This window comes from Streptomyces halobius, from assembly GCF_023277745.1.
In the GTDB taxonomy this organism is placed as follows: Bacteria; Actinomycetota; Actinomycetes; order Streptomycetales; family Streptomycetaceae; genus Streptomyces; species Streptomyces halobius.
This window is the reverse complement of the sequence record NZ_CP086322.1, coordinates 1546562-1569223: the sequence shown is the minus strand read 5'-3', so window position 1 is coordinate 1569223 and position 22662 is coordinate 1546562. Positions and strand designations below refer to the sequence as shown.

13 protein-coding genes and 1 pseudogene are annotated in these 22662 nt (G+C 71.2%); 9 read left to right on the top strand and 5 right to left on the bottom strand.

All coding sequences use genetic code 11. From position 1 onward, the window contains the following. The first annotated feature begins 167 nt into the window (after nt 1-167). The 5 genes from K9S39_RS07520 to K9S39_RS07500 all read left to right on the top strand — a co-directional run bounded on the left by K9S39_RS07520 (nt 168) and on the right by K9S39_RS07500 (nt 8067). Nucleotides 168-1976, top strand: coding sequence for a peptide ABC transporter substrate-binding protein (locus K9S39_RS07520; RefSeq protein ID WP_248862552.1), 1809 nt, complete (start codon nt 168-170; stop codon nt 1974-1976). Further along, nucleotides 1973-2923 (top strand): ABC transporter permease, encoded by a 951-nt coding sequence (locus tag K9S39_RS07515; protein WP_248862551.1) that lies wholly within the window; start codon nt 1973-1975, stop codon nt 2921-2923. Before K9S39_RS07520 ends, K9S39_RS07515 begins: the two co-directional genes overlap by 4 nt. After that, nucleotides 2920-3810, top strand: a complete 891-nt coding sequence (locus K9S39_RS07510) for an ABC transporter permease (protein ID WP_406707884.1) — start codon at nt 2920-2922, stop codon at nt 3808-3810. Before K9S39_RS07515 ends, K9S39_RS07510 begins: the two co-directional genes overlap by 4 nt. Nucleotides 3811-3827: 17 nt before the next feature. Then, nucleotides 3828-6233, top strand: coding sequence for a dipeptide ABC transporter ATP-binding protein (locus K9S39_RS07505; protein ID WP_248862550.1), 2406 nt, complete (start codon nt 3828-3830; stop codon nt 6231-6233). Between the two features lie 436 nt (nt 6234-6669). After that, nucleotides 6670-8067 (top strand): NADP-dependent succinic semialdehyde dehydrogenase, encoded by a 1398-nt coding sequence (locus K9S39_RS07500; RefSeq protein ID WP_248862549.1) that lies wholly within the window; start codon nt 6670-6672, stop codon nt 8065-8067. Between the two features lie 77 nt (nt 8068-8144). Here the strand turns inward: K9S39_RS07500 and K9S39_RS07495 are convergent, their stop codons facing one another. Continuing rightward, the gene (locus tag K9S39_RS07495; protein WP_248862548.1) at nt 8145-10286 is read right to left on the bottom strand and encodes a SpoIIE family protein phosphatase; all 2142 of its coding nucleotides are present in this window, start codon (nt 10284-10286) and stop codon (nt 8145-8147) included. Nucleotides 10287-10704: 418 nt separating this feature from the next. Between K9S39_RS07495 and K9S39_RS07490 the strand changes: the two are divergent. Beyond that, nucleotides 10705-12218, top strand: a pseudogene (locus K9S39_RS07490) (glycoside hydrolase family 30 protein). A 90-nt stretch (nt 12219-12308) separates the two neighbouring features. Here the strand turns inward: K9S39_RS07490 and K9S39_RS07485 are convergent. The 3 genes from K9S39_RS07485 to K9S39_RS07475 form a co-directional block, all read right to left on the bottom strand. Next, nucleotides 12309-13544: a metallophosphoesterase gene (locus K9S39_RS07485; protein WP_248862547.1), complete on the bottom strand. Its 1236-nt coding sequence runs from the start codon at nt 13542-13544 to the stop codon at nt 12309-12311. A gap of 248 nt (nt 13545-13792) precedes the next feature. Beyond that, the gene (locus K9S39_RS07480; protein ID WP_248862546.1) at nt 13793-14545 is read right to left on the bottom strand and encodes a crotonase/enoyl-CoA hydratase family protein; all 753 of its coding nucleotides are present in this window, start codon (nt 14543-14545) and stop codon (nt 13793-13795) included. Then, nucleotides 14545-16203 (bottom strand): acyl-CoA dehydrogenase family protein, encoded by a 1659-nt coding sequence (locus K9S39_RS07475; RefSeq protein ID WP_248862544.1) that lies wholly within the window; start codon nt 16201-16203, stop codon nt 14545-14547. The genes K9S39_RS07480 and K9S39_RS07475 overlap by 1 nt, the downstream gene beginning before the upstream one ends. A gap of 81 nt (nt 16204-16284) precedes the next feature. Here K9S39_RS07475 and K9S39_RS07470 point away from each other — a divergent pair, with 81 nt between their 5' ends. The 3 genes from K9S39_RS07470 (at nt 16285) to K9S39_RS07460 (ending at nt 20956) form a co-directional block, all read left to right on the top strand. Further along, nucleotides 16285-17034, top strand: a complete 750-nt coding sequence (locus tag K9S39_RS07470; RefSeq protein WP_248862543.1) for a PaaX family transcriptional regulator C-terminal domain-containing protein — start codon at nt 16285-16287, stop codon at nt 17032-17034. 1172 nt (nt 17035-18206) lie between these two features. Continuing rightward, nucleotides 18207-18896: a LysM peptidoglycan-binding domain-containing protein gene (locus K9S39_RS07465; RefSeq protein WP_248862542.1), complete on the top strand. Its 690-nt coding sequence runs from the start codon at nt 18207-18209 to the stop codon at nt 18894-18896. 827 nt (nt 18897-19723) lie between these two features. Then, nucleotides 19724-20956 (top strand): GNAT family N-acetyltransferase, encoded by a 1233-nt coding sequence (locus K9S39_RS07460; RefSeq protein ID WP_248862541.1) that lies wholly within the window; start codon nt 19724-19726, stop codon nt 20954-20956. 385 nt (nt 20957-21341) lie between these two features. Here the strand turns inward: K9S39_RS07460 and K9S39_RS07455 are convergent, their stop codons facing one another. Then, entirely contained in the window at nt 21342-22571 is a 1230-nt protein-coding gene (locus K9S39_RS07455) for a lactonase family protein (RefSeq protein WP_248862539.1), read from the bottom strand. Nucleotides 22572-22662: the final 91 nt, after the last annotated feature.

The following is a 22662-nucleotide window of genomic DNA, read 5'->3' as shown; positions in this document are numbered from 1 at the left end:
CGCCAAGCCCCTGAACCGGACTCCGGACCGGCCTCTCAAGCGGTCCCTGAACCGGCGTTGAACCGGCCCCGCCAACGGCCGAACCGCATCCCCCGGCCTCTTGACTTCCTTTCACGCCCGTCCGTACTTTGCTCGCATTCTTCGACCGGCCGAACCCGGGAGGCAGCATGGCCCCGCGCCGCACACGACTCCGCGGGCCCCGGAGGCGCATCCTGGCCGCGGTCCTGCTCGGCACCTTCGCACTGGTCGGCTGCAGCCCGCGTGGCAACGTTGTCACCAACCTTGGGCCCACCGGCGGCATCCCCGTCGACGGCGGCACCGCCACCATGGCCCTGCCGCCCGCGGCCACCCCCAACTGGATCTTCCCCATCGGTGCTCCCGGCTATCTGGCCACGTACAACAGCGCCATTCAGAACCTGCTGTTCCTGCCGCTTTACCAGCCCGAGCAAAAGGGCGACACGCTGACCATGGAATCGCCGCGCGGTCTCGCCGAACAGCCCCGCTACAGCGACGGCAACAAGACCGTGAGCATCACGCTGAAGAAGGGCTACGCATGGTCCGACGGCACCCCCGTCACCACCCGCGATGTGAAGTTCTGGTTCGATCTCATCAAGCACAACAAGCAGGAGTGGGCCGGTTATTCACCCAAGCTGATGCCGGAAGACGTCAAGGCGTTCGAGACCGTCGACGACCGCACCTTCCGTCTCCGCCTCGACCGCGCATACAACCCGGCATGGTTCACCGCCAACGAACTCCAGGACTTCGTCGCCCTTCCCGCCCATGCCTGGAACCCCCGCCACCAAGGTCCGAAAGAAACCTTCGCCCGGCTGATGCGGCACGCCAGACAATTCTCGAAATTCGCCACCGATCCGCTGTGGAAGACTGTCAACGGGCCCTGGACGATCGAGGAGTGGAACACTTCGGGACAGGTGTCCCTGATCCCCAACAAAGAGTACCGGGGACCGGACAAACCCCACCTCGACCGCGTCATCCTCAAACCCTTCACCACCGCCGACTCCGAATTCAATGTGCTGCGCGCCGGCGGTGTCGACTACGGCTACATTCCGCCGTCCGTCATGGCGCAGTCCGCGAAGTTCAAGGAGATGGGTTATCGCATCGACCCGTGGGAGGGCTGGGCGATCACCTATATCGTCCTCAACTTCCACCACCCCACGGCCGGGCCCCTGCTGCGCCAGACCTATCTGCGTCAGGCACTTCAGCACCTCATCGACCAGCCCGCCATCTCCCGGGTGATCTGGCACGGCAGCGCCGCGCCCACCCTCGGCCCGGTCCCCGCCGGTCTCCTGGAGGGTGCCCCATACCCCTACGACCCGAAGAAGGCGAAAGCGCTGCTCGCCGCGCACGGGTGGGCCGACCGGGGCGGTGGACTGCGCTGCGTACGACCCGGTACCGGTATGCGGGAATGCGGCGCGGGCATCAAAGGAGGCCGGGAATTACGGTTCTCGCTGCTCTCCCAGTCCGGCTCGACCGAGACCTCCCACACCATGCAGGTCATCAAATCCGAATTCGGCAAGGCCGGCATCACCCTCGACATCCGACAGCAGCCACTCAACACGGTGCTGGGCACCACCGTCCCCTGCAAGAAGTCCGAACCTGCCTGCGCGGAATGGCAGCTCGGCTTCTTCGGCACTCAGGGCAGTTGGTATTTCCCGCCCGACCCCAGCGGGGAGAAGCTCTTCGCCACCGGCGCCCCCTCGAATATGGGCAATTGGTCCGACCCGCGCACCGACCGGCTGATCCGCGACACCGAATACTCCGACGACCCGTCCGCACTGCGCGACTACGCCCGCGAGGTCGCCCGTCAGCTGCCCGTGCTGTGGACCCCCAACCCCGCCTATCAAGTCTCCGCCATTCGCAATGACCTGCGCGGCATCGACCAGAACCCGACGCTCAGCCTCGCGCCCCAGGACTGGTATTTCGTCAAGGAGGCCAAGAGGGGAGGCGTCGGCAAATGATCCACTTCCTCGTCAAGCGCCTCGGCCAGGCCGCCGTCGTGCTGCTGCTCGTCTCCGTCATCGTCTTCGTCCTGCTGCACCTGCTCCCCGGCGGCCCGGCCCGCGCCATCCTCGGCGTCCAGGCCACCCCCGAAGCCATCGCCCACTTCAACCACCAGCAGGGATACGACCGTTCACCGCCCGAGCAGTACGTCATATACCTCGGCCGGCTGCTCTCCGGTGACCTCGGCGAGTCGTACCGACTCAACCGGACCGTCGCCTCGCTGCTCGGCGAACGGCTCCCGAAGACCGCCCTGCTCGCGGGCCTGGCCCTCGCCCTCGCCGCCCTGTCGGCCGTCCCGCTCGGCATCCTCCAGGCCGTACGCCGCGGCAGGGCCGCCGACTACCTGCTGACCGCCGCGGCCTTCCTCGCCTACGCCACCCCGGTGTTCTTCCTCGGCCTGGTCCTCATCCTCGTCTTCAGCCAGCAGCTGCAGCTCTTCCCCGCCGAAGCACCTCAGGCCGACACCGTCGGCGGCATCCTCACCGACCCGCCCGCTCTCGTACTGCCCGTCGTTACCGCCGCGCTCGGCATCATCGCCGCCTTCAGCCGCTATATGCGCTCCGCCGTCCTGGACAACCTCAGCGAGGAATACGTCCGCACAGCGCGCGCCAAAGGCCAGTCCAACGCGCGGATCATGGCCCGACACGTCCTGCGGAACGCCCTCATCCCGCTGGCCACCCTCCTCGGGCTCCACCTCCCCACCCTCTTCAGCGGCACGCTCGTCGTCGAGTCGTTGTTCAACTATCCAGGAATGGGGCTGCTGTTCTGGAACGCGGCCCAGAGCTCGGACTTCCCGGTCCTGCTCGGCGTCACCCTCGTCGTCGGCGTCGCCACCGTCCTCGGCTCGCTGCTCACCGACATCGCCTACGCCCTCCTCGACCCGCGCATCAGGAGCGTGACGTGACCGCCATCGATGTCCCCACCGCCGACGACGGCCTCACCACACCGGGACCGGTCCGCCGCACCCTCGCCGTCTTCGCCCGCAACAAGCTCGCCCTCACCGGCGCGCTGCTGCTCCTCGGACTGCTCGCCTTCTGCTACCTGGGGCCGCTGCTCCACCCCACCGACCAGATCCACACCGACCTCTCCCAGGCCGGCCTCGCCCCCGGAGGCGACCACCCGCTCGGCACCACCGACCTCGGCTACGACCTGCTCGGCCGGCTGATGCACGGCGGCCGCACCTCACTCGAAGTCGGCCTGGCCGCCGGGTTGTTGGCCACTCTCTTCGGGACGGCCTACGGCGCGGTCGCGGGCTACTTCGGCGGCTGGGCCGACGCCGCGATGATGCGGATCACCGACGCCGCGCTCGCCATCCCGGCGCTCTTCCTGCTCGTCGTGGTCGCCGCGATCGTCACCCCCAGCAAGCCCCTGCTCATCCTGATCATCGCCTCCGTGGCCTGGCTCTCCCCGGCCCGGCTCATCCGCGGCGAGGCGCTCGCGCTGCGCAGCCGCGACTACCTCCACGCGATGCGGCTGATGGGGGGTGGCGGTGGCCGGGCGGTGTTCCGGCACATCCTCCCCAACGCCATCGGCACCGTCATCGTCAACGCCACCTTCCAGATCGCCGACGCCATCCTCTACGTCGCCTATCTGTCCTTCCTGGGCCTGTCCATCCCGCCGCCCGCCGCCGACTGGGGCTCCATGCTCTCCGCCGGCCTCACCTACACCCAGGTCGGCCACTGGTGGCTGATCTTCCCGCCGGGCCTCGCGATCGTGCTGGTCGTCGCCGCCTTCAACGTCATCGGGGACGGGCTGCGGGATGCCTTCGACGTACGGCTGAACAAGCGCTGACGTACGAGCACGGAGGCATGAGCACCGACGCACGGCTCAACGAGCGCCGAGGCACGAGCACCGACGCACGGCTGAACGAGAACCGAGGCCCTGACGAGGAACCCGCGGCCCTGAACAAGAACCGAGGCCCCATGACCGACTCGACGAACGGCTCGACGACCGACTCGGCGACCAGCTCGGTCACCGACTCGACGACCGGCTCCATCACCGACCCGCTCCTGACCCTTGACGACCTGCGTGTCGAGATCACCGGCCGCGGCCGCACCGTCCATGCCCTCGACGGCGTCGACCTCGACCTCGCCCCCGGGGAAGCGCTCGGCATCGTCGGCGAATCCGGCTGCGGCAAGACGATGACCGCGCTCGCCGTCCTCGGCCTGCTCCCGAACGGCGGCAGGATCACCGGCGGTCGCGTCCTCTTCGACGGAACGGACCTCGCCGCCGCCCCCGAACCGGTACTTCGCGACATCCGCGGCAACACCATCGGCACGGTCTTCCAGGACCCGCTGACCTCCCTCAACCCGACCCTCACCATCGGCGCCCAGGTCGCCGAACCCCTTCTGCTGCACACGGAGTCGACCAGGGCCGAAGCCTGGGCGAAGGCCGAGGAGACCCTGCGCCTGGTCGGTATGCCGCGCCCCGGCGAGCGGATGAAGCAGCATCCCCATCAGCTCAGCGGCGGTATGCGGCAGCGCGTCGCGATCGCCATGGCGCTGGTCTGCGAACCCCGGCTGCTGATCGCCGACGAGCCGACCACCGCCCTCGACGTCACCACCCGGCACCAGATCCTGGAACTCATCGACGAGCTGCGCGAGCGCCTCGGCATGGCGATGATCCTGGTCACCCACGACCTCGGGGTGATCGCCCGCCGGGTCGACCGGGTGGCGGTGATGTACGGCGGGCGGATCGCCGAGCGTGCCCCCGTACGGCCGCTGTTCGCCGCCCCGCGGCACCGCTACACCCAGGCCCTGCTCGCGGCCCTCCCCGCATTCCCCCGGGGACCGGTGGACGGCGCCCCGGCCACCGGTGACACCACAGGCGCTACCGATGCCGCAGAGTACGGCACCAAGGGGCGCCACTCGCTGTTCACCGTCCCCGGCCTGCCGCCGTCCCTCGTCACCCGTCCCGTGGGCTGCCGCTTCGCCCCACGCTGCGGGTTCGTCACCGACATCTGCCGCGCGACGGAGCCGGAGCTGACGGGCGACGGCGACGGGCACGGCGATGGTGGCGGGGGAGCGGGCGTCGGGGCGGGACGTGCCGGGAAAGCGGGGATCGGCCCCGGTGGCGCCAGAGGCGCTGGAGGACCAGACGGCAGGTGCACTGGCACCACCCATGACTTCGCCTGCTTCCACCCCGTCGATCCGGCACCCGGCGCCGACGCGATCGCCGAGGTCCGCCCGCCCGCACCCGCCACGCCCCCGGTCCGTACGGACGAAACGGTGCTGCGACTGGTCGGCGTCAGCAAGTCCTATCCGCTGCGCGGTGGCCCCTTCGTCCGCCGGAAGGGCGCCGCTGCGCAGGTCAGCGCGGTGGCCGGGGTCTCGCTCACGGTGCGGCGCGGGGAGACCTTCGGCATCGTGGGGGAGTCCGGCTGCGGCAAGTCCACCGTCGCCCGGATGGTCGTCGGCCTGGAGGCACCCACGGGCGGCACCGTTCACTTCGCCGGCCGCGACATCAGCACCCTCACCAAGCGGGAACTCCGCACGCATCGGCGCGAGGTGCAGCTGATGTTCCAGGACTCCTACGCGGCCATGGACCCCCGGATGCGGGTGGGCGCCGTACTGCGCGAACCGCTCGCCATCCAGGGCCTCGGCGACACGGCGGAGCAGCGGCGACGCATCGCCGGCCTGTTGGACGACGTCGGACTGCCGCGAGGCGCGGTGGACCGCTATCCGCACGAGTTCTCCGGCGGCCAGCGCCAGCGTCTCGCCCTGGCCCGCGCCCTCGCGCCGGCGCCGTCCCTGATCGTCGCCGATGAACCGGTCTCCGCGCTCGACGTATCCGTCCAGGCACAGATCCTCAACCTCATGCGCGATCTGCAGCGGGACAAGGGACTCACCTATCTGTTCATCTCGCACGACCTGGCGGTGGTGCGGCACCTCGCGGACTCGGTCGGTGTGATGTACCTCGGCAAACTGGTCGAGACCGGCCCCGCCGAGCGGGTCTTCGCCCGCCCGCTGCACCCCTACACCCGAGGGCTGCTGGACACGGTCAACGTCCCCGATCCGGACGCCACCCGGGCCGGCGCCCCGCTCACCGGCGAGACCCCCTCCGCCGCCACCCCGCCCTCCGGGTGCCGCTTCCGCACCCGCTGCCCGGCCGCCACCGAGCTGTGCGGAACCACCGAACCCCCACCGGCCGAGCCGGAGACGCCCGGCCACCGGGTGGCCTGCCACTTCCCGCTCACCGCGGAGTCGGCCGGGTGAGCCGCGCCCGCCGGACCCGCCCGGACATCGCCTGCCGGACCCGCCCGGACATCGCCTGCCGGACCCGCCCGGAAATCGATAGTGCGCCGAGGCCATGGACGGGCCAGACTCGGGTACGGGGGTCCATGTGTCACCAGCCGTCTCGATCTGGAGGCCCCCAGTGCAGCGGCAACCGTTCACCCGCAGTGACCGCGCCCTGGACCGCGATCCACAGCCCGTACCGCCCCCGGACCCGGGAGGCCCCCCTCCCGGCCCTGTCCCGGAGCCGCCTCCCGGTCCGCCGCCGGTGCCCGAACCGCCCGGTCCCGGGGAACCGGAACCGTCTCCGGTCCCGCGTCCGCCCGGCCCCGACCCGGACCCGGTGCCCGAACCGTCCCCGGCCCCCTCACCCCTCACCGAGTAGGGGCCGTCCGCACCACCGAAGGAGGTGATGACCATGGCCATCGCCACGGTCAACCCGACCACCGGTGAGACCCTGAAGACCTTCGACGCGCTCAACGCGGGCGAGATCGAAGACCACCTGATCCGGGCCGAGCAAGCCTTCGAGCAGTATCGCGACACGTCCTTCGCCTACCGGGCCGAGCGGCTGCTCAAGGCCGCCGACCTGCTCGACGCCGACCGGGACAGCATCGCCCGCACCATGACCACCGAGATGGGAAAAACGCTGGCCGCTGCCCGCGCGGAGGCCGCGAAATGCGCCAAGACCATGCGCTGGTACGCGACCCACGCCGAGGAACTCCTCGCCGACGAGCAGCCCGACCCCGCAGATGTCCAGGACTCCGGCGCGGCGCGCGCCGTGGTGCGCTACCGCCCGATGGGCACCGTCCTCGCGGTGATGCCGTGGAACTTCCCGCTCTGGCAGGTCGTGCGGTTCGCCGCACCCGCCCTGATGGCGGGCAACACCGGACTGCTCAAGCATGCGTCGAACGTCCCGCAGACCGCGCTCTACCTGGACGAACTCTTCCGCAGAGCGGGCTTTCCCGAGGGCTGTTTCCAGACCCTGCTGATCGGGTCCGGCGCCGTCGAGGAGATCCTGCGCGATCCGCGTGTCGCCGCCGCGACGCTGACCGGCAGCGAGGGCGCCGGCCGCTCCGTCGCCTCCATCGCCGGTGACGAGGTCAAGAAGACCGTCCTCGAACTCGGCGGCAGCGACCCCTTCCTCGTACTGCCGTCGGCCGACCTCGACAAGGCCGCCCGCGTCGGCGTCACCGCACGGGTCCAGAACAACGGCCAGTCCTGTATCGCGGCCAAGCGCTTCATTGTCCACACCGATGTCTATGACGCGTTCGCCGAGCGGTTCACCGCGGGGATGGCCGCGCTGGCGGTCGGTGACCCGATGGACGAGAACACCGACATCGGGCCGCTCTCCAGCAAGCAGGGCCGCTCCGACCTGGAGGAGCTGGTCGACGACGCGGTGCACCGGGGCGCGCGGGCGCTGTGCGGCGGCCGTCGCCCGCCCGCCCACAGCTCCGGCTGGTTCTACGAGCCGACGGTGCTCGACGGCATCACCCGTGAGATGCGTATCCACCACGAGGAGGCGTTCGGCCCGGTCGCCACGCTCTACCGCGTGGCGGACCTGGACGAGGCGGTGAAGGTCGCCAACGACACGCCGTTCGGACTCAGTTCCAACGCCTGGACCCACGACGCGGACGAACAGGCCCGTGTCGCACGGGACTTGCAGGCCGGCGGTGTCTACTTCAACGGGATGACCGCTTCGCACCCCGGCCTGCCGTTCGGCGGCGCCAAGCGCTCCGGCTACGGACGGGAGCTGTCCGGGCACGGCATCCGGGAGTTCTGCAATATGACGACGGTGTGGTACGGCCCCGAGGGCTGAAGGGAGCCCCGGGGACTGGAGGGAAGGGGCTGAAGGGAAAGGCACGGAAGACAAGGGGCGGGGGCTGAACGGAACGGTCACGTCCGGCCCCGCGACCGCGCCACCGTGAACTCGCACCACAGCGCCTTCCCCGACCCCCGCGGCTCCGCGCCCCAGCGGTCCGCGAGGGCGTCCACCAGGAGCAGGCCCCGACCGGACGTGGCGGTCTCGCCGGGGCTGCGGCGCCGGGGCCACTGGCTGGAGCGGTCCTCGACCTCCAGCCGGATCCGCCGCAGGTTGCCGGGCAGCAGCTCCACGGTGACCAGGGCGCCGCTCTCGGTGTGCGTCAGCGCGTTGGCGATCAGCTCGGACGCGGCGACCTCGATGTTGTGCGCGACCTCGCCCGCCCGCCACTGGTCCAGGGTGCGGCGCAGCGCCGAGCGGACCTCCGCGGCCCCCGCCGGGTCGGCCTGGTGGACGTGCAGCCGCAGCCGGGGCGTGACGGCGGCACCGCGCTGCGGCAGCCGGTGCAGCAGCAGAAGCGCCATGTCGTCCTCCGAGCCGGGCGCCGCCCACAGCTGGCCCGAGAGCCGGTCGGCGAGCGCGTCCAGCTCCGGGGGCCCCTCCCGGACCGCCGCGGACAGCGCGTCGATGCCCGCGGAGATGTCCCGTCCGGGCTGCTCCACCAGGCCGTCGGTGCACAGCAGCAGCGTCGACCCCGGTTCGAGGAACAGCTGCGTCTCCGGGAAGTGGTCGTGGCCGAAGGCCGTGGCCAGGCCCAGCGGCAGCCCGCCGCGGATCCGGGGCCAGTCGATGTGCCCGGACCCGTCGCTGACCATCGGACCGAGATGGCCGGCCCGTGCCACGTGCAGTGCGCCCGACTCCAGATCGGCCTGCACATACGTACAGGTCGCGAACCGTTCGGTCTCCAGCTCCGCCAGGAAGCGGGAGGCCCGCACCAGCACCGTCTCCGGAGTGTGCCCCTCGCTGGCGTACGCGCGCAGGGCGATCCGCAACTGGCCCATGACGGCGGCCGCATGAGTGTCATGGCCCTGCACATCGCCCACCACGAGCCCGGTGCGCCCCTGAGGCAGCGGGACCACGTCGTACCAGTCGCCGCCGACGTCCCGTCCGACGCTCGCCGGGTGGTAGCGGACGGCGACCTCACCGCCGGTGATGGCCGGGACCCGACGCGGCAGCATCGTCTCCTGCAGCCCCGTCGCGAACTCCCGCTCCTGGTCGAAGAGGGTGGCCCGCTGCACCGACTGCGCGACGACACCGGCCAGCGCCAGCGCCAGGTTCTTCGCCTCCGTCGACGGCACCGACGGCTCGGCGTTGAACAGCCCCAGCGCCCCGATGACGGTGTCCTGCGCGATCAGCGGCAGAAAGGCGGAGCTGCCCGCCGGGAGCGCCCGACTGTAGTGGCGCAGCCGCGGATAGCGGGCGATCAGCTCGCCCCGGGTGCCCAGGAAGGAGGGCCGCCGCGAGCTCGCCGCGTCCGACAGCGGCAGAGTGTCGTCCAGCCGGGAGCTCATCAGCTCCTCGGGCACCTCGCCCTCCAGCCCGGTGGCCGCGATGACCTCGAACCGTCCGCCCTCGACCAGTCCCAGGACCAGCCCGTCCGCGCCGAACCGCCGGGCGCCGCCGGTCCCGGTGAGCACCCGGGTCACATCCTCGACGGACAGCGCGCGGGCCAGCGCGGCCGTGATCTGCTGCACCATCACCGTCTGCCGCTGCCGCTCCTGCCGGACCGAGCGCAGCAGCGCGGAGTCCGCCAGCTCGCTGGACGCCTCCCGGACGATGCCGATGACCCGGTACGGCAGCCCGCCGTCGTCATGCAGGATCCGGCCCTGGGAGTGCGTCCAGCGCATGGTCCCGTCACGGCGCCGGACACGGAAGTACGCACCGTAGGACGAGCTGCCGTCCTGCAGCGCCTGGGAGAGCGCCGCGTCCAGCCGCAGCCCTTCCTCCCCCGGCACCCGGGAGATCAGGGACATCGGCGCACCGTCGTACTCCTCCGGGCGCAGATCGAACACCGCCAGCGCGCCGGGGTCCAGGGTCATGTACCCGGTGTCCAGATCCCAGTCGAAGGTGCCCATCCGGTTGAGCGAGAGCCGTTCGCGCAGGCCGAGGGGCTCATGGTGCGACACGCCGGGCGCGGACTCCTCGACCCGGCGGGGCTGCAGATGGGCGCGGGGGTCGTAGCCGTCGTGATCCGGCGGTCCGGTCTGCCTGGTCACGCGCGCTGCCTCCGCCCCGTCGTCGCACCCGCCACGGTCGGTGGGGCAGCGGAGGACGGGGGCTGTGTCCTGCCGCCGGAGGGCACGCCCTGTGCCCTCGGTCGCGGGCCGTGGACCGGGGCCGATATCCACCGGAACGCGGCCATGCGCTCACCTTAGGCGCGGCCCCAAAGGCCCGCATGTCCGGTGCCGCGACGGCCGCCGGGCGTTACGGAGGACGGGTGACGGGCGCCCGCAGAGCTTGTCCCACCAAGGCCCCGTCTCCCCAAGCCGCTTCACAGGGTGAAGGCGTCACGCGACTTAGTCTGGACCAACCCCGAACCAACTCCCGTATCTGCACGACTCTTGACGCGGCACGTTCAAGCCCCGAACCATGGCCTAGCCGTCGGCAGCACGCCGAAGAAAGGCAACCCCCCACATGACGTCGCGAAGAGTCCGCCAGGCCCTCAGCGGCCTGGCCGGCGCGGTCGTGGCCGCCTGCGTGCTCCTCTGGGCCGCGGTCACCGGTCCGCCGGCCGGGCCGGACCCCACCGCCCGAACCGAGGTCCAGGTCCACCTGACCACCACCTCCGACCCCGGAGGCCGGCATGTCGTCAAGGGCCTGGAGAAGCAGCCCCCATCCGCTTCCGGCCGGGCGGCGGAGGCACGATCACCGTCGACGAGTCGACGACGTACCAGACGTTCGAGGGCGGCGGCGCGGCCTTCACCGACACCGCCGGCTGGCTGATGAACAGCAGTGGCACACTCGGCGACGCCACCCGCGACCGCACGATGGAGAAGCTCTTCGACCCCGACAAGGGCATCGGCCTCAGCTTCCTCCGCAACCCCATGGGCGCCTCCGACCTCGCCCGCTTCGGCTACACCTACGACGACATGCCCGCCGGGCGGACCGACCCGCACCTCAAGCACTTCTCCGTCCAGCACGATCTCGCCGACGTCCTTCCGCTGACCGCCCACGCCCGCAGACTCAACCCCGACCTCACGGTCATGGCCTCGCCGTGGAGCGCCCCCGCCTGGATGAAGGACAACGACCGCCTCGACCAGGGCCGGCTCCAGGCGAAGTACTACGGCACCTACGCCCGCTACTTCGTGAAATACCTGCGCGCGTACCGGGACCGGGGCGTGCCCGTCGACTACGTCACCGCCCAGAACGAACCCAACTGCTGCCCCGGCTACCCGTCCATGCAGTGGAACGGCTCGGGCCTGGCCTACTTCACCAAGCACGACCTGCTGCCCGCCCTCCGGAAGGCCGGACTGTCCACCAAGGTGCTCGCACTGGACTGGAACTGGGACACCTACCGCAGCCTCGGCGCGCCCGTCGTCGACGACCCGGCCATCCGCCACCACCCCAACTTCGGCGGCGTGGCCTGGCACGGCTACAGCGGCGAGGTCGCCGAGCAGACCCGGGTGCATCACCAGTACCCGGACCTCGCCGCATACGACACCGAGCACTCCGGGGGCCGGTGGATCGCCAACCAGCAGCGGGAGGACATGCGCAACCTCGTCGACTACACCCGCAATTGGGGCCGGAGCTGGCTCAAGTGGTCCCTCGCCGTGGACCAGAACGGCGGCCCGCACCACGGCGGTTGTGACGGCTGCACCGGCCTGATCACCGTCCACAACGGCGATCGCGAACACGGCACGGTCGACTACACCGTCGAGTACTACACGATGGGCCACCTCACCAAGTTCGTACGGCCCGGAGCCCGGCGCATCGCCTCCACCGAGTCCACCCGCGTCCCCAACGTCGCCTGGAAGAATCCCGACGGTTCCAAGGCGCTGATCGTCTACAACGACACCGCCGGCACCCAGAAGGCCTCCATCGACTGGGGCGGCGAGCACACCTCCTACGATCTGCCGGCCGGCGCCGCGGCCACCTTCACCTGGGACGGAGAGCCCACCGGCGACAACGCGACAGGGAGACCACAGTGAGAGGACGCGCAGACCAGCGGGTTGCGAAAGACCCATGAGGCGTCGGTGAAAGGTCCCGGGACGGGCCTCGCCCCGGGACCGCCGCCGTCCTCAGACATGCGCCCCCGCACGGTCCCCGGCCGCGACCGGCGTCGTATGCCGCGTCCGGTGTGCCAAGGTCGCCTTCCGCGTCGCGACATCGACCGTGTACGCGGCGATGGTCAGTCGCGCGCCGGCCACCTTCAGCACCATGAACCCGTTGTCGGAGAGGTTCTGCCAGGCCGCCGGATGAGAGAAGTGCGCCTTGCCGTCCCCCGTCTTCGCCGACGCCCCGCACACCACCTGCCGCGTGCCGCCGGTACGCGCCGTCGGCTCCAGCACCTGCAGGGTGTGGTCGTGACCGGACAGAATCAGGTCCGCCCGCCCGCACACCACCTGCTCGTACATCTCCTTGAGGTGCACGCCGCTGGTGTAGTGCCCGACCTCGAAACCGTCGTAGGAACCGGCGCTGCCGTGCTTGCCGTTGTTGAGATACGGATGATGGCTGATGACGATCTTCCAGCGCGCCCGCGACGCCTTCAGCGCACCGTCCAGCCAGCTCCGTTGCTCCCGCATGTACGGGCCGTCCCACTGGTAGTACGGGTCGACCTGGGCGACGTACGAGGACCACGGAATGCTGTCGATCGCGAAGAACTCCACCAGCGGATCGGCGGCCGGCAGCGGCACGCTGTAGTAGCGGCTCGGCATGTACCAGCGCCGGGAGGTCTTTGCATAGGCGACCTCGCGGTCACCGCGGGACGGGTCGCCGCCGCTGCCGGGTATCAGCCCCGAGCAGTCGTGATTGCCCAGGACCATCAGCCACGGCACATCGATCCCGGTGTTCGGCTTCTCGAATTTGTCCTGGAATTCCGAGTCATCGTCGGACTCAGGGCCGTTCTCGTAGATGTTGTCGCCCAGGCCGACCGCGAGACCCACCTGCTCGGCCCGGCAGACATCCCGCGCGGCGGCCGCCACCGCGTACTGCGCCTCGTCGCCGGTCCCCGCGTCACCCGTGATCAAGACGCTGAACTCGCCGTTCCCGTTGGGGTGCTGGGGAAAGGGGAAGGCATCGGGCGCGCCCGGACGGGGGGCCGCGCCGGCCGAGGCGGGCACCTCCGCGCCCCACGGCAGGGCCGCCAGCGCCGCCCCGGCCACCGCGCCGCCCAGCAGCGTCCGCCGGTTCACAAACCGCGGTACCCGCCCCGTGGTGCGCATCGGCGGGCCCCCGGCCGCCGTCTCCGAGTGGTCCCGCACCCACTGTTCCTCGGTCATGTCCGCCCGCGGCGGGATCAGTTCGTCATCACACATGCCTGGTTTCTCTCACGGCCGTCAGGGGATGCGGTGACGGTTTGATGAACCCGGAGTGGACGTATGGAGATCACCACCACTCGGTATACGCGCCGGTAACTACGCGCTTCCGGGCGGCGTCAGGGGGTGAGGGAAGGCCCGGTTTGTCCGCGGACCCCGTCCCGACCGACTGCCCCACCCCACCCCCACCCCACCCCACCGCGACGCACGACACGGCCCCGCCGCCGGCACTGCCCCCGCCGCCGGAACTACACCCCGTGCCGCCCCGCCCCAGCCGCGAACCGGGCCGCCCCCTCCAGCCCCTCCGCCAACGACCCTCCCCCATACCGGAGTTCATCAGCCATCGCGGCCCGCTGTTCCCTTCCCTCCTGGGCCAGCACGGACGCGCGGTCGCTGCGCAGACACGCCTGCGGGAAGCGGGCGATCTCCGCCGCCAGCCGCTCCGCCTCCGCGCGCGCCGTCCCGTCCGGCACCACGCGGTTGGCCAGCCCGATGTCCAGTGCCTCCGGAGCCGTCACCGGGCGCCCCGTCAGGATCAGGTCCATCGCCCGGCCCGTGCCGATCAGCCGGGGCAGCCGCACCGTACCGCCGTCGATCAGCGGCACTCCCCACCGACGGCAGAACACACCGAAGACCGAGCTCTCCTCCACGACCCGCAGATCGCACCAGAGCGCCAGCTCCAGTCCGCCGGCGACCGCATGGCCGGCGACCGCCGCGATCACCGGCTTGCCCAGCCGCATCCGGGTCGGCCCCATCGGCCCGTCCCCGTCCGGTGCGACGCGGTTGCCGCGCTCCGTGCCGGCCGCCTTGAGATCGGCCCCCGCGCAGAACGTCCCGCCCTCGCCCCACAGCACCGCGACGCTCGCGCCGTCATCCGCATCGAATCCACGGAATGCATCGGCAAGTTGAGCAGCGGTCGCACCGTCCACGGCATTACGGACCGCAGGCCGGGACAGCACCACCGTCGTCACCGGCCCCGCACGCTCCACCCGTACGGACATCAGGCCCCGCCCGCATCCGTCGACTTCGGCCGGGCACGTTCCAGGACCGACGTCAGATCGACGCCCGTGGGCAGCGTGCCGAAGGCATGGCCCCACTCCCCGCCCAGCCGCGAGGCGCAGAACGCGTCGGCGACCGCCGGATGGCTGTACCGCACCAGCAGCGCCCCCTGAAGCACCAGCGCCATCCGCTCCGCCAGCGACCGTGCCATCAGCTGCGCCTGCTCCGGATCGGCCAGCCCGCCCAGCATCTTGCGGACCCCGTCCACCGCCGCGTCCAGGCGCCGGTCCGCGCCCGCGGCGGCCGTCACCTCGGCGAAGAACGTGTCCAGAGAGGCAGGCTCTTTGCCCAGCGCCCGCAGCAGGTCGAGCGCGGCGACATTCCCCGAGCCCTCCCAGATGGACAGCAGGGGCGCCTCCCGGTAGAGCCGCGGCATGCCCGACTCCTCGACATAGCCGTTGCCGCCCAGGCACTCCAGAGCCTCCGCCGCATGCGTACTGCCCCGCTTGCACACCCAGTACTTGCCGACCGCCAGCCCCAGCCGCCGCAGTGCCGCCTCCTCGGCGTCCCCGGCCTGCGACCGGTCCACCGCCGCCGCCAGCCGCATCCCCAGCAGCGTCGCCGCCTCGGACTCGATCGCGAGATCGGCGAGCACCGAGCGCATCAGCGGCTGCCGGTCCAGCTCCCGCCCGAAGGCCCGCCGGTGCGCGGTGTGATGCAGCGCCTGCCGCAGCCCCGCCCGCATCCCGGCCGCCGAGCCGAGCACACAGTCCAGCCGGGTCATGTTCACCATCTCGACGATGGTCCGCACCCCGCGGCCCGGCTCGCCGACCGGCCAGGCCACCGCCCCGTCGTACTCGATCTCGGAGGAGGCGTTGGAACGGTTGCCGAGCTTGTCCTTGAGGCGCATCAGGTGCAGGCCGTTACGCGTACCGTCCGGCAGTACGCGCGGCAGCAGGAAGCAGGTCAGCCCCTCCTCGGTCTGCGCCAGCGCCAGGAACACATCGCTCATCGGCGCCGAGGTGAACCACTTGTGGCCGGTGATCCGGTACGTCCCGTCGCCTGCCGGCACCGCGCGCGTGGTGTTGGCCCGTACGTCGCTGCCGCCCTGCTTCTCCGTCATCGACATGCCCGCGATCAGACCGGACTTGGTCAGCGGTGCGCGCAGCCCGAAGTCGTACGTACGGGCGGTGAGCAGCGGCTCGTACTGTGCGGCCAGGTCCGGTGCGGCGCGGAGCGCCGGGACGGCGGCGTAGGTCATCGAGATGGGACAGCCGTGGCCCGGCTCGGCCTGCGACCAGGCGTAGAACTTGGCGGCGCGGACGAGATGCGCGCCGGGTCGGCTGTCGGCCCAGGGCGCGGCGTGCAGGCCCTGCTCCACCGCGACGGTCATCAGCGAGTGCCAGGCCGGATGGAATGCGACCTCGTCGACGCGGTGCCCGAAACGGTCATGAGTGTGCAGCCGGGGCGGCTGCTCTTCCGCCCAGCGGGCTTGGTCCTGCACCGTCGCCGAGCCGGCCAGCGCGCCCAGCTCGGATACCTCCCGCTCGCCCCACTCGGCGCCTTCCCGGCGCAGTGCCTCCAGCAGAGCCGGCTCGTCCGCGGTGCTGAATCCGGTCAGCGGCGGGGCCTGATTCACGACTTCATGGGTAACGGTCATAGCGCGATGTTACGTTTTACCGTCAACTGTGGAAAGCATGTAACACCCGCGTTCTTGCCCTGGCTAGAATTGCGGGCACATATGAACGACGACACCCTTGCGCTGCGGCCGCTCACAGCCCGTTCCATCGTGCTGAGCACTCTTCTCGGGCACCATCCACCGCAGTTGTCCGCACGCGCCCTGGTACGCATCGGCGAACTCTTCGGCATTGCCGAAGGCGCCGTCCGCGTCGCACTCTCCCGGATGGTGGCGGCGGGCGACCTCCAGCAGCGCGAAGGGGCCTACGGACTTACCGACCGGCTGCTGGAGCGGCAATTCCGGCAGGACGAGAGCCGGTCACCCAGGACCCGCCGCTGGAACGGTGACTGGGAAATCGCCGTGGTCACCGCCGAACGCCGGCCGGCCGGCGAACGCACCGCGCTGCGGCAGGCCATGGCCGCCCTGCGACTGGCCGAACTCCGTGAGGGCAGCTGGCTGCGCCCCGCAAACCTGGACCGGACCCGCCCGGCCGTCGTCACCGAACAGTGCACCCTCCTCACCGGCACCCCGGACGGCGATCCGGCCGCGCTCGCCGGTCGGCTGTGGGACCTGGACGGCTGGTCGGCGCGGGCCCGCGCCCTGATGGCCGCGCTGGACCGGGCCGGTACGCCCGCCGAACGCTTCACGGTCTCGGCGGCCGTGCTCCGTCACCTCCTCACCGACCCACTGCTCCCGCGGCTGCTGCTGCCACGGAGCTGGCCGGGTGCCGAACTCCGGCTCCGCTACGACGCATTCGAGGACGAACTGCGCAATCTGCTACGGCAGTATGTGGCGCCCACCAGCGCGGGGTGAGCGCCGTCGCCCGATCCGCGAGATCGCCGAAGGCGGTGAGCGGGCCGTCCCTCCGGGCGGGCATCGAAGAGGGCGCACTGCGGCGTGGCGGCTCGTACGGACACGGAGGACGGCGGCACGGCCGATGAGCCGAAGGGCGGTGCGGACGCCGTGACCCGTGCGCCCGCACCGTCCGACGCGCCCGCTCCGCTCGCCGCCTCCGACGCGACCGCCGCCCCGCCGCGCACACACCGAGCCTGCCGAAGACCCCCACGCCATCTCCCAGCAACCTCAAACAACCCCACGCCCCCAACACCCTCACTCTCACCTGCCGTTGGCCGCTGCACCCGGATGCCACGGACTACAACCGGCTCACCCTCACCGTCGGCCCAGGCGCCACATCCGTCACCGTCCACCCCAACGGCGCCGGGAAATCGATCCGGTTGCGCGCCCCGATCGGTTCGCGCCCCGCGGGCGCACGCCGCATCCGTCCCCGGCCGGTACGAGTTCGCCGCGTCCGTCATACCTTGCGCCCCCACCGGGCCGGCCACCGGCCCGGCCGCCGGTCTCCACCCCGTCACCCTGACCCCACCCTTCTCACCGGCCTGCCCCAAACCCTCCGTTCGGCGTGGTCCGTTGCACCGTCCGACGGGGGCCGTGCGCGGTGCGTGCGGCCCCTGCCGCGCATGTGCTCCGAGTCCGGCGGATGCGCTCGGCGGACGCCCCGGGATCGGTCACATGCTCGATATGTCCCGGGGGCCGCTGCATCCGGGGCACGGGGGGTGCGCCCCTCCCCGTCCGAGGGTGCGCCATGCGGAGAGATCGGCACCCGCTCCGCCGGCAAGGGGGCAAGCCGCGCTGCGAAGGCGCTACCGCGCGCTCTGCCGACGCGAACTCCGGCCGTGGTTGTCTCTTCCTCGTCGAATTCATGACGCCTCCAGGAATTCGTGACACGACTGGCAAGAAGCGATAAGTAACGGCAGTGTGCCGGCAATGCGCGTCAGACAGAGCCGGTGCACGGCAACAAGAGAAGAGCGAGAAATCAGAAAGAAGGCAGAAGGAAAGCGTCAGGGATGCAGCTGGAAATCTGCTGAAAGTCATCAACAGGGCAATGCGAACACGATGCACCGAAAGGCGTCACGTTTCCTCAACAGCCGCCAGGGAACTGAGCGGCGAACGACGGGAGCAAGCACATGACATTTCCGAAGGTGTCGGAATCGAATGTCCGCAGTGAATTCCCGGTCCGGGGGGTCCGCAGCGTCACCGCGGCGACCGTCCTGCTGGCGGTCGGTGCGCTGAGCCTGGCGGCCGAGGGATCGGCCGAAGCCGTGAGCGGCGGGACATGGGACCGCCTGGCCGGCTGCGAGAGCGGCGGGCGCTGGCACATCGACACAGGAAACGGTTTCTCGGGCGGGCTGCAGTTCGCCCACCGCACCTGGCGCTCCTTCGGCGGCGGTGTCTACGGGACACGTGCGTCGCGGGCGACCAGGGAGCAGCAGATCCGGGTCGGCGAACGGGTGCTGGCCCGGCAGGGATGGGGCGCCTGGCCCGCCTGCGCGGCCCGGCTCGGCCTCCACTCGGGCAGCATGCCGCGCACCGCCACCCCGCGGCGGACCACCCCGCGTGTCACCACACCGTCCCGCCGGACCACCCCACGGGTCCAGCGTCCGCACATTCAGGAAAAGCGCTACAAGCCGCGGCCGCACCGGAAAACCGGTGACTCCGTCGTCGTCAACACCGGCGACACGGTGAGCGGCATCGCGAGCGCATTCGGCTGGCGCTGGCAGGAACTGTACCGGCTGAACCGTGGGGTGATCGGCCCGAATCCGGACCTCATTTTCCCCGGCATGCGACTGACCGTACGGCACCCCGGCGGCAACTGAGCGCCATCGGCGGCGCCGCCGAGCGCAACCGGAATACCCGCGTTTTTCTCACCCCACCCAAGGAGAATCCCGCCGCACAATTCAACTGTGCTGCCAGCTGTTCTCCCAGCTGCTCTCGAAGCAGTTCCAGCAGCTGCTCTGCAAGCTGAATTCGCAGTAAATTCTCCGCTGATTCCCGGGCCAGTGGCTCGTCCGGAGGGGGGATGAGCCACCGTGGGGAGTGGTGGGCAGGCAGGCCGTCCGCAGCGCCTCGGACGGCCTGCCGCGCGCTCACACCCGCCGCCGTATCTCGTACGCGGCCGCCGTATCTCGTACGCGGTCAGATGACCGCCACCGTCAGCCGGCCCGGCCAGAACTGCGAGCGGCGGTCCGGAAGAAACGCCATCGCGCCCATCACCAAAACCATCAGCGCGACGGTCACCCGACTCAGCCGGGGAGACACCCAACTCGGCCCCGAACTCCTATCCCTGACCCAGGGTGCAAAGTAGCCGTCTCAGCTGTCGGTGGGGTTGAGAGTCGTGTGTACGACCCCGACTGAGACGCCGACTCCGGCGGCGATTTCGCGGATCGACTGGCCTTCGGCACGGCGGGCGAGGAGCACGCGTCCGTTTGTCGGCGTCCACGACGGGGCGCCGGCCGCCGACTCGGCCGCGGGCGCGGGCGGAGTCCAGGCCGTTCTTCGTCGCCCGGGCCGGGCTGGGACGAGGCTGAGCCGTGACCGGCCGCGGGCCCGGCCGTAATCCGCTTGCCCTGGCCACGGGGCAACGCTGCACTGTGGCCAGACACCACGAGTCGTGGTGCCGGTATTCCGAGGAGGCAGCGGCGGCATGGAGATTCGTTCCGCGACCGATGAGGACCTTGACGTCTTCGTCGACACAGTCCATACCGCGTTCGGGCGCTTCCCGGAAACCCCGATCGAGGGCGGCGGGCTCTGGTGGTCGGCGCTCGAAATGGACCGCTGCCTGCTCGCCGTGACGGCCGACGGGCGGACCGTCGGCACCGCCGCCGCGCACTCCTTCGAGCTCACCCTGCCCGGTGAGACCCTCGTCCCGGCCGCCGGGGTGACCGCCGTCGGCGTCCTGCCCTCGCACCGGCGCCAGGGCGTGCTCAGCGCGATGATGCGGCATCAGCTCGCCGAGTTGCGGGCCCGCGGGGAGTTCCTCTCCGTGCTGCTGGCCTCTGAGGCCCCGATCTACGGAAGGTTCGGCTACGGACCGGCGACCTACACGGCGCGGCTGACGGTGCCGCGCCACCAGGCCGCCCTCGCCGTTCCCCGGGCGCGCGGAGTGGCCGACGCACCAGCGACCGGCTCGGACAACGACTCGGTCGAGGTGCTGCGTCGTGCCGAGTGCGGAGAGATTCTGGAAGCGGTCTACGACCGGTATCGCCGCGCCCAGCCCGGCGCGCTGTCCCGGCCGCACCGCTGGTGGGCCTTGCGCGCGGGGCAGCCCCCGATCTCGCCGGCGCCGCGCTACGTCGCCGTTCACCGTGACGCCGACGGCGTCCCGGACGGGTACGCCAGCTACTCGATCGGCGAGCCCGGGACCGTGACGGTCGACGAGACCATCGCCACCGACGACGCCGTCTTCACGGCCCTGGCCCGGTTCGTACTCGGACACGACCTGGTCTCTCAGGTCGTGTTCCAGCACGTCCCGCCCGAGCACCCGCTGCGCTGGCAGTTCGCGGACTTCCGCGCCGGCGAGGTGAGCGGCGACACCGACTGGCTCTGGGTGCGGCTGCTGGACGTCCCGCGTGCTCTGACCGCGCGCGGCTGGTTCATGGACGGCGAGCTCGTGCTCGACGTCGAGGACCCGTTCCTCGGCGAGCACGGCCGTTACCTGCTGACCGTTCAGGACAGCAAGGCAGACTGCGTCCCGACGGACCGGGCGCCCGACCTGTCCCTGGACGTGAGCGACCTGGGCTCGGTCTACCTCGGCGGCACCGCCCCGAGCACGCTCGTGCGTGCCGGACACATCCGGGCCCACCGCCCGGGCGCGGCCACCCTCGCTGACGCCCTCCTCCGCGGCGAGCGCTCCCCGCACTGCCTGCACTGGTTCTGACCGTGCGCTCGCCGACCCTGCACAAGTCTCGTTAGCCGGGCTACAAGCTGGTCGCCCTCCAAGTGCGAGGTACTCGACAATCGTGGCGCGGTCCCGGGCGGCGTAGGCACGCAGCAGATCGAGCGCCCGCCACGCGGCCTCGTTCATGCGCGGGTCGGTGAGGTGCTGGAGTCCGATAGGAGTCCGGGGCCAACTCCTCCAGGGAAACAGCCACATCCTCAGCGTCAGCTGCGACGCCGGCTCCGCGCGTTCCAGCGTCCGCCGCATCCGCGCCTCGGCGACGGCCATCGCCGGATAGACGAACAGGGCAATGACGCCGCAGGAGTTGATGAGGAAGGGGAAGACGGCATCGGGGAACAAAATCCAGGCCGCGATCACCGAGACCTCACATGGGCAGTACACACACCGGCATCGGGGCCGCGAACGACTCGCCCACGCGCTCAAGCGCCCCCGTGCCCGCGTTCACCGAGAACACCGTCACCGCCCCCGACTTCTGGTTCGCCGCGAACAGCAGCCGCTCGTCCGGTGAGAACGCGATCTGCCGGGGGAAGTCGCCACCCACCGGCACCGTGTCCAGCAGCCGCAGCCGCGCCCCGCCCGCCTCCACGGCGTAACGGGTGAGGCTGTTGTGGCCCCGATTGGCGAGATACGCGAAGCCGCCGTCCCGGGTGACCAGCACCTGCGCCGGATAGCTGGTGCCGTCGCCCGTCCCGGTGGGCTGCGGTTCGCCGGGCGTCAGCCGCCCGCTGCCCGGGGCATAACCGCAGACCACCAGGGTGTTGTCGACCTCGTTCGCCAAGTAGGCGAAGGCGCCCGAAGGGTGGAAGGTCAGATGCCGGGGCCCGGCCCCGGGGCGCAGTGTCGCGTACGACACCCGGGTGAGCTTCCCGGCCGACGCGTCCAGCCGATACGTATACACGGTGTCGTTGCCGAGATCGACGGCCAGCAGATGGCCGCCGTCCGGGCTGGTGATGACCTGGTGGGCGTGCGGCCCGTCCTGCCCGGGACCGGGCGGCGGGCTGGAGTGGACGACCAGATCCGTAGGCTCACCCAAGGCGCCGCTGTCCTGGTCGATGGGATGCACGGCCACGCTGCCGGACAGATAGTTGGCGCTGAGCAGCCAGCGTCCGCTGGGATGCACCGAGAGATGACAGGGCCCGGCGCCGCCGGTGGGCCGGCTCCCCAGCACCGTGGGCGGCGCGCCGTCCGGCGGCAGTGCAAGAGCGGTGACCGTGCCCTGCTCCTGCTCGTTGACCGCGTAGAGCGTACGGCCGGACGGGGCGAGGGCCAGGTAGGAGGGATCGGCGACACCCGCCACGGTGCCGGTGGCGGTGATCCGGCCGGTCGCGGGGTGGTAGCTGCCGAGGCCGATGCCGGTGCCGCCGCCCTCTTCGGAGGTGTACGTCCCGAGGAACAGTGGCCGGGCGGTGCGCGGGGGGCGGGGTTGGCGCTCGGGGTGGTGCCCGGCCTGCGCGGAGGGCGGGTCCCCGGCGGTGAACAGCGCGGTGCCGGCCGCCGCCGTCAGACCGGCCGCGACCCCACCGACGAAGCGGCGACGGCTCACACCCGTCCGGCTGACACCTGTCCCGCGCCCGCGCCCTGCCGACGACGTCATCCCCGTCCTCGACTCCGTCCCTCTCCTCCGTGCTGCGCTCACCCTGTCCTCCGTGCTGCGCTCATGCGACACCTCGGCGTTCGGCGATCTC

What these genes read in the sequence shown, in the direction of transcription:
- K9S39_RS07475 (WP_248862544.1), bottom strand. Translation starts at nt 16,203, where the DNA reads ATGACCGTTACCCATGAAGTCGTGAATCAGGCCCCGCCGCTGACCGGA.
- K9S39_RS07505 (WP_248862550.1), top strand. Translation starts at nt 3,828, where the DNA reads ATGAGCACCGACGCACGGCTCAACGAGCGCCGAGGCACGAGCACCGAC.
- K9S39_RS07520 (WP_248862552.1), top strand. Translation starts at nt 168, where the DNA reads ATGGCCCCGCGCCGCACACGACTCCGCGGGCCCCGGAGGCGCATCCTG.
- K9S39_RS07480 (WP_248862546.1), bottom strand. Translation starts at nt 14,545, where the DNA reads ATGTCCGTACGGGTGGAGCGTGCGGGGCCGGTGACGACGGTGGTGCTG.
- K9S39_RS07515 (WP_248862551.1), top strand. Translation starts at nt 1,973, where the DNA reads ATGATCCACTTCCTCGTCAAGCGCCTCGGCCAGGCCGCCGTCGTGCTG.
- K9S39_RS07485 (WP_248862547.1), bottom strand. Translation starts at nt 13,544, where the DNA reads ATGTGTGATGACGAACTGATCCCGCCGCGGGCGGACATGACCGAGGAA.
- K9S39_RS07465 (WP_248862542.1), top strand. Translation starts at nt 18,207, where the DNA reads ATGACATTTCCGAAGGTGTCGGAATCGAATGTCCGCAGTGAATTCCCG.
- K9S39_RS07460 (WP_248862541.1), top strand. Translation starts at nt 19,724, where the DNA reads ATGGAGATTCGTTCCGCGACCGATGAGGACCTTGACGTCTTCGTCGAC.
- K9S39_RS07500 (WP_248862549.1), top strand. Translation starts at nt 6,670, where the DNA reads ATGGCCATCGCCACGGTCAACCCGACCACCGGTGAGACCCTGAAGACC.
- K9S39_RS07455 (WP_248862539.1), bottom strand. Translation starts at nt 22,571, where the DNA reads ATGACGTCGTCGGCAGGGCGCGGGCGCGGGACAGGTGTCAGCCGGACG.
- K9S39_RS07470 (WP_248862543.1), top strand. Translation starts at nt 16,285, where the DNA reads ATGAACGACGACACCCTTGCGCTGCGGCCGCTCACAGCCCGTTCCATC.